Origin of the sequence: Christiangramia qingdaonensis (genome assembly GCF_048381525.1) — a bacterium.
Taxonomy (GTDB): domain Bacteria; phylum Bacteroidota; class Bacteroidia; order Flavobacteriales; family Flavobacteriaceae; genus Christiangramia.
The window spans coordinates 990,993-1,002,061 of record NZ_JBLWIM010000012.1 but is presented as its reverse complement, the minus strand read 5'-3'; the positions used below and the strand labels follow the sequence as shown (position 1 = coordinate 1,002,061).

Here is an 11,069-nt window from a genome sequence, read left to right as displayed (position 1 = left end):
AAGAATAGTTCTCACGATCCCAGTCAAAATTTTCCTGTTCCTTCGGGAGTGGATTTCCAAGGACATCCAATTTCTCTTCCGTTAGGTATTTATTAAGGCTATCCTGAAGAAGCTTGTTCACTTCATCAACCAATACAGCCTGTCCATATTGTTTTTTGACCATTCCCATTGGTACATGACCTTTTCTAAAACCGGGAATATTGGCATTCTTTCGGTAATCTTTTAAAATCTTATCTACTTTACCGGCGTAATCTTCTTTAGCGATATCAACTTTTACTACCGCGTTTAATTCATCAATATTCTCTCTGGTAATATTCATTTTGATCTTATATAAAAATTGGAGTGCAAAATTACGCTTTTTCTTAAAGTCTGCAAACTTTCAATTTGTTGAAATTCAGTTAAATCTAATCTGATTTCAGAATAGAAAAGAGTACTGACTGAAACAGGGAAAGCAATAAACTGAAAATTATAGCCATAAACCATCCGTTTACATCAAATCCATCAATAAAACCATCTGCCATAAATATGATGATGGCATTGATGATAAGGAGAAATAACCCGAGGGTTAATATGGTAACAGGCAAAGTTAAAAGTACCAGTATGGGTTTTACAATAAAGTTAAGTAGTGAAAGGACTACTGCAACGATGATGGCTGTCCAGTAACTATCTACAGAAACACCTGGTAAGATTTTGGCTAATATGACCACAGCCACAGCTGTAAGTAAAAGTCTTAGTAATAATTTCATGTTATTATTGATTGATTTGCTGGTAAAATTGCAAAAAAAAGACCGGGCAAAACCCGGTCTCTTCAATATTTATGTCAATTTTAGTATTACTGAACGTCCTGACTTAGGGATACCGTGTCATAAGCACCAACATTTGCCTTAGGTACATTAGAACCATAGGTAGCATTGATCTCATCGATAACCGCGTTCGCAACGATCGCATAGCCTCTTGGAGTCAGATGTACTCCATCCAGTGAAAAAGCTCCGCCTGTTACAAAATCAGAATTAACACTTCCACCATCGAAGGTAATTCCACCATTATCCAATTGAGTTAGTAAAGCGTTTGCATCCACATATCCAAGACCAAATTGATCTGCATACGTTTGAATTGAATTGTTGAATTTTGTAGTTGCATCTTTAATGTTTGCAAGCTCATCACTATCCAATACATCTTTATCATCTATACCGCTTACAGCACCGAATAAGGTGTTCACCTGAGTTTCAGTTGGCATACCACCAGCTTGAAGAATAGCGATTACTTCACCTACTGACTGAGTAAACTGTACAGATCCATAACCACTTGCCAAAGCACCCTGATCGATCGTTAAGACCAATAATTCTTCTTCAGTCATTTGACGGAATCCCAGAGGATTCGTTTGGGTTACCGGAGTATCGATCAAAAATCTATTAGGACCTTCGTTAAAAGTGATCGCGTATTGACCTGCCAAAGCCTGAGCCTGAGCAGCAGGAACACCCTGACCAATCAGCACCTGAGTCAAAACTCCGGATACTGCCTGGAAATATTGAGTCAATTGTGTTGCTGTGGCAGCATCTAATGCCAGCGCATTGTTAGGCACTGTTGTAAAATATGGAATTGAAGTTACATCTGGGATGTTGATTAATACTCCATCAGCCGTTTCAGCTAAAGAGCTCGCTAATTGACCATATACTGCATTAAAGATCACAGGATTCGTGATATCACCTTCACCATATAGTGCAGGATTGGTTTCAGTTTCCTGGTATTCTCCAACACCACCTGATGTTGCATATCCTAGGACATCGTTGTTTCCAATCCATAGCGTGAAAAATGTAGGATCCTGAGCTAAGGCATCCTGAAGAACCGTAGCACTTTCAGAACTTGAAAATCTTGCGAAGTATGGATTTGCAGTACCTGCAGCAACTCCGGCTACGCTACCGTAGTTTGGAGCACCAAGGTGATAGGATTTAGCTCCGGGAACTCCCATATTATTGACAGGTCCAGCAAATTTATTACTAACCTCGGTAGTAGGCTGAGCTCCGGTATATCTTGCAGGTGATGGGCCATTGGCTCCTACTGCAAGTACAAATCTATTTGGCGTGATTTGGTTTCCTCCTAAGAGCAATCCACCAGCATTATCGTTTACAAGCGGCTGAATAAATTCTCCAGTCTCCTGTACAGCACTAAACTTTTCAGCAAGAATACTTGGAAAAGAATTTTGCTGACCGCTTAGATAAAGCGCACCATCAGCATAACCTGCAGTTAACGAATTTCCCAGAGCCACATAGTTTGAGAAATCTGCCTCACCGCTCGTATAAAAATCTCCGTCTTCAATAGAATTTTCTAGTTCTGGTTCACAGGAAACGATTCCCAGTGCCAGAATTGCCATATATTTAAAATAGTTCTTCATCTTTCTAATTAAATTTTAATAGTTACACCAAGACCTGGTACAAATGCACTTGACTTATAAGTTCCTTCGAAAGGAACATTTTGTCCATTTTCAGTATATGAATCATAAGAAGCGTCGATCTCTTTAAATCTACTGTAAAGGAACGCAGCATCAATTGCCACATTATCTGTAATGTTCACAGACAATCCTCCGGTGAAGTTGTTTGAATCGTTTCTTGGAGTTTCAGGTGCAAAGAATCCTTCCTGAACCGGGGAACCATCGAAATAGTAACCAGCTCTCAAAGTAAATGTTTCGTTCGCAGTGTACTGTAAACCAAATCTGTAATTAGAAGAATCTTCATACTCTCTTGGATTTACAGAATCTGGAATATTTGGATTTGCAAAATCAAGATCCAGAGATTCGTAAACTCCCCAGAAAGTACGGTTGTAATCAAATGCGAATAACCACTGTTCGTTCAACTGGTAAGAAACTCCAACGCTTAATTCTGCCGGAAGTGGCAATGTTGCATCAAATTGAGTATCACTGAATGGTGCAAGAGGAGAATTAGGAACATTCTCGAAATCTGCATCACCATCTTCAGCTTCTACAAGAATTTCTGAACGATAATTCACACCAACTCTTAGACTATCTACCGGACTCCACATTACACCCGCAGACCATCCAAAGGCACTAACATTAGAAGCATCTATAGTAACATTGGAACGATTTCCTTCCAGGTCACTAAGTGTTCTATTAAGGTTTCTATTAAAATTAACCGAACCACTAACATAGATTGGACCACCACCAACTGCAAGGTTATCGGTGATCTTATATGAAGCTAACGCCTGCACATAAATAGCAGCCAGTTCGATATCATTTACCAGGTGAGATCCCGGCCAGTCTTTTTCCCACTCTACAGTACTACCATAAGGAGTATACGCTGCAAGTCCAAGACTTAATTTCTCATTCAGTTTATAAGAGAAGTAAGCGTAGAATGGAGTTCCCACAGGGCTATCTGTTCTGGCCATCTGCCCAAATTCATCATTTTGCCATACTACATCAGAGAATACGGCACTTACACCAACAGATGCATTGATCTTGTTTTCCAGAAATACCAGTCCGGCCGGGTTGAAGAACGCAAGTTCTGCATTATTAACAACTGCAACTCCGGTGTGTCCCATCGCGAGACCACGCTGACCCTGTAGACTTACCCTGTAACCTCCGGCATAGGTTGTAGCCGCCGCCAACATAAACAGGCTAAGTAAAAATAGTCTTTTCATAATTTAAGTAGGATTATATTTAATATATCTTAAAATGCTATTGCCAAAAATAGCATAAATTAGATATTATGCAACAATACATTTAAATTTATTATGCATACATAATAAAATCCCGTAGAATTAAAGAAATTCTGACACTCTCATATAAAAATCCTTCATATTCTCAGCATGTACCCAATGACCTGCTTTTGATATTGTAGCAACTTCAGCCTCTGGAAAATGCTCTTTAATGAGCTTATGATCTGCTTCCGTAATATAATCAGACTTCTCTCCATCAATAAATAAAGCTGGTCCATTGTAAGTAGCCCCGGAATACAAAGCTTCTCCCAGGTTATTAATTTTCTCTTTTAAAACATCAAGATTCATTCGTAATGAAAGCTTCTCTTTAGTTTTCCAGTAAAGATTCTTCAGAAGAAATAATTTGACACCAGGCTCTTTAATATAATCTCCCAGAAATTCTTCAGCATCACCACGAGAGCTTAGCTGCGCATTATCCAGAGCCGTTAAGCCTTTAAGAATTTGTTGATGATGTGGAGCATAATATTTAGGCGCAATATCTACAATGATTAATTTCTTTACGAGTTGCTCATTTTCACATGCCGTAAGCATTGCCGTCTTGCCACCCATAGAATGACCCATTAGAAATATATCTTTAAGATCATGCTGTTTACAGTATTCCACAATATCCTGCGCCATAGAACTGTACGAAAACTCATCGCTATGCGGAGACTTTCCATGATTTCTCTGGTCGATTAAATGAACTTGAAAACCATCTTCGGCAAATTTCTTACCCAGGGTTTTCCAGTTATCAGACATTCCCAAGAAACCATGTAATATAAGTAATGGCTTTCCCTTACCTAGTATGATCGAATGTAACTCCATATTATTTCAATAATTTCAAATATTGCTGAATAGTTTTCTCAAGTCCCATATATAAAGCTTCGGAAATCAATGCATGACCAATAGATACCTCATCAAGATGCGGTACGTTATTACTGAAGTATTCAATATTATCGAGAGAAAGATCATGCCCGGCATTCACCCCCAGTTTCAGCTCATGAGCCAGCTTTGAACAGGCAGCGTAGGACTTTGCAGCATTCTCCACTCCTTTAGAATAATCTACCGCAAACTGCTCCGTATATAGTTCGATACGATCAGTACCGGTTTCAGCAGCACCTTCAATGATCTTTAGATTTGGATCCACAAAGATCGAGGTACGCATCCCATGACTTTTAAATTCTGAAATTACTTCACGTAAATAATCGCGATGCTTAATAGTATCCCAGCCTGCATTGGAAGTTATCGCATCTTCAGCATCTGGCACCAGAGTAACCTGAGCGGGTTTCACCTCCAGTACAAGATCTACGAATTGCTGAATAGGCTTCCCTTCAATATTAAATTCGGTAGTAAGCACCGGTTTCAATTCCCTTGCATCTGCATAACGAATGTGTCGCTCATCTGGCCTTGGATGAACCGTGATCCCTTCTGCACCGAACTTTTCAATATTTTTCGCTGCCTCCAGCACATTAGGAACATCTCCACCACGTGCATTTCTTAAGGTAGCGATCTTGTTGATATTTACACTTAATTTCGTCATTTTCCTTAGGTTTTATTAACAAAAATACAAAGTGCAGCCTGCTTCATTGAATATTATTTTGATTAATTTGCAGAAAAGGAATTGAGTATATGAGTTTGCAGGAATACATTCTAAATGATGTGGAGATCTTGAGCCTTTCAGAAAAGATTGGAGAAGTACACAGATTATTTAATCAACTTACTTACACCCATCTTCCGGTTGCGGAGAATGGAATTTATATTGGTTGCATTTCAGAAAATGATGTCCGTTGTTTTGATAACGACAAGACCCTTGGCGATTATCGTTATGCGCTCGAAGGATTTTTTGCCCGGGAAAGCAACTACTGGCTGGACAGCCTGGAAGCCTTTGCCCAGAATAATTCCAACATATTACCTGTTCTTAATGACGAGAATCTCTATATAGGATATGTGGAATTGAACGAAATGATCTCCTTATTTAAGGAAACACCTTTTTTACATGAGCCGGGAAATATCCTTGTGGTGGAAAAAGCTTTTAAAGATTACACGCTTGGAGAGGTTAGCCAGATTGTAGAATCTAATAATGCGCATTTACTGGGCACTTTTGTTTCGAAGATAGAGAATGACATGGCCCAGATAACCCTGAAAATATCGCCATCGGGAATGACCGAGATAATTCAATCGTTCAGAAGATATGGGTACATTATTATTTCTGAACATCAGGAAGACACTTTCAACAAAAATTTAAAGGATAGATCAAAATATCTTGATAAATACCTGAATATATAAGTTTATGAAAATAGGTATTTACGGCCAGTTCTACCATGAAAATGCGGGTCATTATATTGCACAATTACTGAATCTACTTGACGAGAAGAATGTGGAAGTTTTGATCGAAGAAGATTTCCTTCAAATGATCCATGATCACAATTCCATTCAGAAGGAATACCGTCAATTTAGCGCATTTGAAGAACTGGATAATTCCTTTGACCTGTTCTTCTCCATAGGTGGTGATGGAACCATTTTAAAATCAATCAACTACATAAGAAACCTGAATATTCCCATTGTGGGAATTAACACGGGAAGACTTGGATTTCTGGCTACCATTCAGAAAGAACAAATTGAAAGTACGTTAAATGAAATCTTGGAAAAGAAATTTACGCTTTCTCCACGATCAGTGCTTACGATAGAAACCAATACTAAAGATCAGGATCCGGTTTTCTCACAGATCGCTTTAAACGAAATCGCAGTAAGCAGAAGAAACACCACTTCCATGATCACAGTGGACACCTGGTTAAATGACCAGTTTCTTACTTCCTACTGGGCTGATGGTCTTATAATCGCCACACCTACTGGCTCCACCGGATATTCTTTGAGCTGTGGTGGCCCTGTAATCACTCCAGACGCAGACTCGCTTGTGATCACACCAATCGCACCGCATAATTTAAATGCCAGACCACTGGTAATTAGAGATGGAACCAAGATCAAATTAAAGGTATCTGGCCGGGAAAAAACACATCTTGTATCCATGGATTCCCGTATTGCCACACTGGAAAATGATACCGAAATTATTATTTCAAAAGCACCCTACTGCATCAATTTCGTGGAATTAACTGAAGACAGTTTCCTTAATACCCTTCGAAAAAAGTTATTATGGGGTGAAGACAAACGGAATTAAGCAATAAAAAAAATCATTTGTTGTTTATACGTATGTACAAATCTGCTCAAATTATTGCAGGGCAAGTAGAATTGTTATATTTGCAAACTTTTGAAAACCTATGAGGTACCTGATCGCATTTATCATAATGGCTTTTTTTACCGGAAATTCCTACTCTCAAAAATATGAAGTTGGGGTTTTTGCAGGTGGTGCCAATTTTATAGGAGACGTTGGAAAAACGACCTTTATCCTTCCCAACACACCTGTTGGAGGGTTTATGGCTAAATGGAATGGTAGCCCGCGACATGCCTGGAGATTATCTTTGTTATACGCGAAGATTTCCGCAGATGATACTGAGTCCAATGACACCAGGAGACAGCAGCGTGGTTATTCTTTTGATAATACCATTGCTGAAGCATCCCTGGGACTGGAATTCAATTTCTGGGATTTTGACCTGTCTGAGCCGTTGCCACAAAAAACACCTTATATATATACAGGAATTACCTATTTCAAGGCAGATCATGTCTATTTGAAAGATGGCAGAGCCGGAAATCTATCCAATGAAGGCACAAACTGGGAATTCGCCATTCCAATGGTTTTTGGCTATAAAGAGGCTATCACCGAGCACATTATTGGTGCGCTAGAAATTGGAGCCCGCTATACTTTGACAGATAACCTGGACGGAAGCTGGCCTGAAGAATATTTAGACCGAAGAGAGCCACAACTGGAATTCGGGAATAGAAATACGAACGACTGGTATGTTTTTACCGGATTGTCATTCACATTTACATTTGGGCGTAAGCCATGTTACTGCTTTTAGATGAACTATAAAGACAATTTAAACCTTGAAAAATTACCTGCGCACGTTGCCATTATTATGGATGGTAATGGACGTTGGGCGAAACAAAAGGGTTTTCTTAGAGCTTCAGGTCACAAAGAAGGCACGAAAGCTGTTAGAGATACGGTAGAAGGCTGCGCCGAAATTGGCGTGAAAAACCTTACGCTCTACGCATTTTCTACGGAAAACTGGAACAGGCCTAAACTAGAGGTCGATACTCTTATGAAACTCCTGGTTTCATCGCTTAAGAAAGAGATCAAAACACTTCAGGACAACAATATTCGTCTTCATTGTATTGGAAATATTTCCAATCTTCCGAAGAAAGCGAAGAAAGAATTACTGGATGTTATAGAAAAAACTTCATCTAACACAAGAATGACCCTTACTTTGGCGTTAAGCTACGGGAGCAGGGAAGAAATTACCAGCTGTTTCAAACAAATTGCAGAGAAGATAAGTAACCGGGAATTATCTATTGATGCTATTGATGAATCAGTTATAAATGAGCATCTTTACACCCAAAATTTGCCAGACGTTGACCTATTGATCAGAACCAGCGGCGAGCAACGCATTAGTAATTTCCTTTTATGGCAGATTGCTTATGCTGAATTGTATTTTACGAAAATCTTATGGCCAGATTACAGAAGGGAAGACCTTTTTGAAGCCATATACAACTATCAAAACAGAGAACGACGATTTGGAAAAACAAGTGAGCAACTCAGTTAGTGCATCCATGACAAAGAAGATTTTTACACTTTTCGCATTTTTTTTCATTTTCAGTATAGCTGCCAAAGCACAGGACCTTCCACTGGGAGATTCTAAAAAATACACCATTGGAGAAATAAAAGTTACCGGAACCACCACCTACAACGAAAAAACAGTCCTTACCTACACTGGTCTTAAATCCGGACAGGAAATTTATATTCCAGGTGAGAAGCTTAGAAATGTCATCAATAAACTGTGGTCTTTAGATTTATTTAGTGATATTAATTTCTATATCACCAATGTTGATGGAAACGTAGCAGATCTTGAATTGGAAATCAAGGAGGTGCCTGTTTTAAATCAAACTACATTTACTGGTTTAAAGAAAAAGAGTGACCGAGATGAACTTATAGATGAGAATAGTCTTAAGCCCGGGACCAAGGTTACTGAAAACCTAATCACCACGACCAGAAATTATATTCAGAATAAATACAAGAAGGAAGGCTACTTCAATACAGATGTTTACATACAGACCAAGCCTGTTGATGATACTACCGGAGCGAACAAGGTGAATATGCTGGTAAACGTGAACAAAGGAGATCGCGTTAAGATCAAAAGTATAGACTTTAATGGCAACGAACAGCTGTCAGACGCGAAGTTGAAAAGGAACATGAAGAATACCAAGCAAAAGAACATCATCAGGTTCTGGAAGCGATCTAAGTTTGTTCGTGCAGATTACCAGGAAGACAAAACTGCACTCATAAACAAATACAAGGAAGAAGGTTTTCGCGACGCTCGTATAGTTTCAGATACACTTATCAAAAACGATAAGGAAACCATCAGCTTGAAACTGGATATTGAAGAAGGTAATCGTTATTTCGTAGGAAATATTGATTTTCTTGGAAATGCAGCTTATACAGATGAGCAATTAGGGAAGGCACTCGGAGTTGAAAAAGGAGATGTATACAATGGTGTACTCATCGACGAAAGAATCCAGAGTAGAGAACCTAATAAAACTTCGATTGCCAATATTTATCAAAACAACGGTTATCTTTTTTCTAATATTGATCTTGTCGAAACAAATGTTTACAATGATACGATCGATTTTGAAGTAAGAATCCTTGAAGGAAAAGAGGCATTTTTCGATGAGATTAGAGTAACTGGAAATAACAAGACCAAGGATCACGTGATCTATCGTGAGATGAGAACCAAGCCGGGACAGAAATATAGTCAGCAGGCCGTGGTCTCCACCATTCGTGAATTAGGTGCACTTGGATTCTTTGATGCAGAACAATTAAATCCTGAATTTGTGGATCCAGATCCGCGGGAAGGAACTTTGAGCCTGGAATACCAGGTGGTGGAGTCAGGAGCCAGCCAGATCGAACTACAAGGTGGTTACGGTGGTGGTGGATTTATTGGAACCCTGGGACTTTCCTTCAATAACTTTAGTATACAAGGCTTATTTGACAAGGATGCTTATGATCCAATTCCAATGGGAGATGGTCAAACCTTGTCTCTTAGAGCACAGGCCAGTACTTTCTACCAGACCTACAGCTTATCCTTCAGAGAGCCGTGGTTAGGCGGTGAAGAACCGGTTAGTTTATCTACATCTTTTAGCTATACCAGACAGTTTCTGTTCGATTATGTGGAAAGAGAAGCAGATAAAACAAGAAGTTTTGATATTCTTGGAGTGAGCATAGGTCTTGGAAAAAGACTTAGAGAACCAGACCAGTACGCTACGATCTCAAACGTGGTTGGTTTCCAGAGATATGATCTTAATAACTATAATACAGGACTTTTTACTTTTGGTGATGGACATTCGAATAACCTTTATTACCAATTAGGAATTGTAAGAGACAACACCGCTTTCAACCCGATTTTCCCAACGCAGGGTTCTAAATTTGATTTCAGCGCGAAGTTCACTCCTCCATACTCTCTATGGAATGGTGTAGACTACGGAAATCTGGAGAATGATCCGGAATACCAGTTAAGAGATGATAATGGTAACCTGATCGATAACAACGGCAACAGAGTAACTTCAGAAAATTCTGTTGCAGACCAGGAGAAAGTTGATCAGAAAAAATATAACTGGCTGGAATTTTACAAAATTAAACTGGCAGGAAGCTGGTATGAAACTTTAGCCAACTTTGGACCAAGTAGTGATCTAGTTCTACGTACACATGCTGAATTTGGATTCCTTGGAGCTTACAATAGCGAGAGGGGTATTCCTCCTTTTGAGCGCTACTATTTAGGTGGTGATGGTCTTGGAGCATTCAGCCTTGATGGTAGGGAAACCATACAGTTAAGAGGTTATCCAAACCAATCTGTAGTTCCTATTGACAGAGGTATCAATGATCGTGATGACGGTGCAGTGATCTACAACAAATTTTCACTTGAACTTAGATTCCCTATCACATTAAAACCAGCTGCTTCTATCTACGCATTATCGTTCCTTGAAGCAGGTGCTACTTACGACAACTTTAGAGATTACAACCCATTCCAGTTGAACAGATCTGCTGGTGTTGGACTAAGAGTATTTATGCCAACATTTGGATTACTTGGAATTGACTTTGGATATGGTTTCGATGAGATCGTAGGTGGTCAGCCAGGACCTAATGGATGGGAAACACACTTTATCATAGGACAACAATTTTAAATTGGCACGATATT

General features: G+C 39.2%; 11 protein-coding genes. 5 read left to right on the top strand and 6 right to left on the bottom strand.

Features of this window, described 5'->3' with window-relative positions; translation table 11 throughout:
* The 6 genes from ACNI3T_RS09585 to ACNI3T_RS09560 form a co-directional block, all read right to left on the bottom strand.
* Positions 1 to 319 (bottom strand): trigger factor (locus ACNI3T_RS09585; RefSeq protein ID WP_418227597.1); only part of this gene is annotated, 319 nt, incomplete at its 3' end.
* Positions 320 to 404: 85 nt separating this feature from the next.
* Positions 405 to 746, bottom strand: coding sequence for a phage holin family protein (locus ACNI3T_RS09580; protein ID WP_322301085.1), 342 nt, complete (start codon positions 744 to 746; stop codon positions 405 to 407).
* Positions 747 to 832: 86 nt separating this feature from the next.
* Complete coding sequence (locus ACNI3T_RS09575; protein ID WP_418227596.1) at positions 833 to 2,392, bottom strand: G-D-S-L family lipolytic protein; 1,560 nt, start codon at positions 2,390 to 2,392, stop codon at positions 833 to 835.
* A gap of 8 nt (positions 2,393 to 2,400) precedes the next feature.
* Positions 2,401 to 3,651, bottom strand: a complete 1,251-nt coding sequence (locus ACNI3T_RS09570) for an OmpP1/FadL family transporter (RefSeq protein WP_418227595.1) — start codon at positions 3,649 to 3,651, stop codon at positions 2,401 to 2,403.
* Positions 3,652 to 3,771: 120 nt separating this feature from the next.
* Positions 3,772 to 4,533, bottom strand: a complete 762-nt coding sequence (locus tag ACNI3T_RS09565) for an alpha/beta fold hydrolase (RefSeq protein WP_418227594.1) — start codon at positions 4,531 to 4,533, stop codon at positions 3,772 to 3,774.
* A gap of 1 nt (position 4,534) precedes the next feature.
* Positions 4,535 to 5,248, bottom strand: a complete 714-nt coding sequence (locus tag ACNI3T_RS09560; RefSeq protein WP_418227593.1) for a pyridoxine 5'-phosphate synthase — start codon at positions 5,246 to 5,248, stop codon at positions 4,535 to 4,537.
* An 89-nt stretch (positions 5,249 to 5,337) separates the two neighbouring features.
* Here ACNI3T_RS09560 and ACNI3T_RS09555 point away from each other — a divergent pair, with 89 nt between their 5' ends.
* The 5 genes from ACNI3T_RS09555 to ACNI3T_RS09535 all read left to right on the top strand — a co-directional run bounded on the left by ACNI3T_RS09555 (position 5,338) and on the right by ACNI3T_RS09535 (position 11,055).
* On the top strand, positions 5,338 to 5,994 hold the full coding sequence (locus ACNI3T_RS09555) for a CBS domain-containing protein (RefSeq protein WP_418227592.1): 657 nt from the start codon (positions 5,338 to 5,340) through the stop codon (positions 5,992 to 5,994).
* A gap of 4 nt (positions 5,995 to 5,998) precedes the next feature.
* Positions 5,999 to 6,883, top strand: a complete 885-nt coding sequence (locus tag ACNI3T_RS09550) for an NAD kinase (RefSeq protein WP_418227591.1) — start codon at positions 5,999 to 6,001, stop codon at positions 6,881 to 6,883.
* A 100-nt stretch (positions 6,884 to 6,983) separates the two neighbouring features.
* Complete coding sequence (gene porG, locus ACNI3T_RS09545) at positions 6,984 to 7,682, top strand: type IX secretion system protein PorG (protein WP_298246168.1); 699 nt, start codon at positions 6,984 to 6,986, stop codon at positions 7,680 to 7,682.
* Positions 7,683 to 8,423, top strand: a complete 741-nt coding sequence (locus tag ACNI3T_RS09540) for an isoprenyl transferase (protein ID WP_322301092.1) — start codon at positions 7,683 to 7,685, stop codon at positions 8,421 to 8,423. It abuts the gene before it with no gap.
* 7 nt (positions 8,424 to 8,430) lie between these two features.
* Positions 8,431 to 11,055: a BamA/OMP85 family outer membrane protein gene (locus tag ACNI3T_RS09535; protein WP_418227590.1), complete on the top strand. Its 2,625-nt coding sequence runs from the start codon at positions 8,431 to 8,433 to the stop codon at positions 11,053 to 11,055.
* Positions 11,056 to 11,069: the final 14 nt, after the last annotated feature.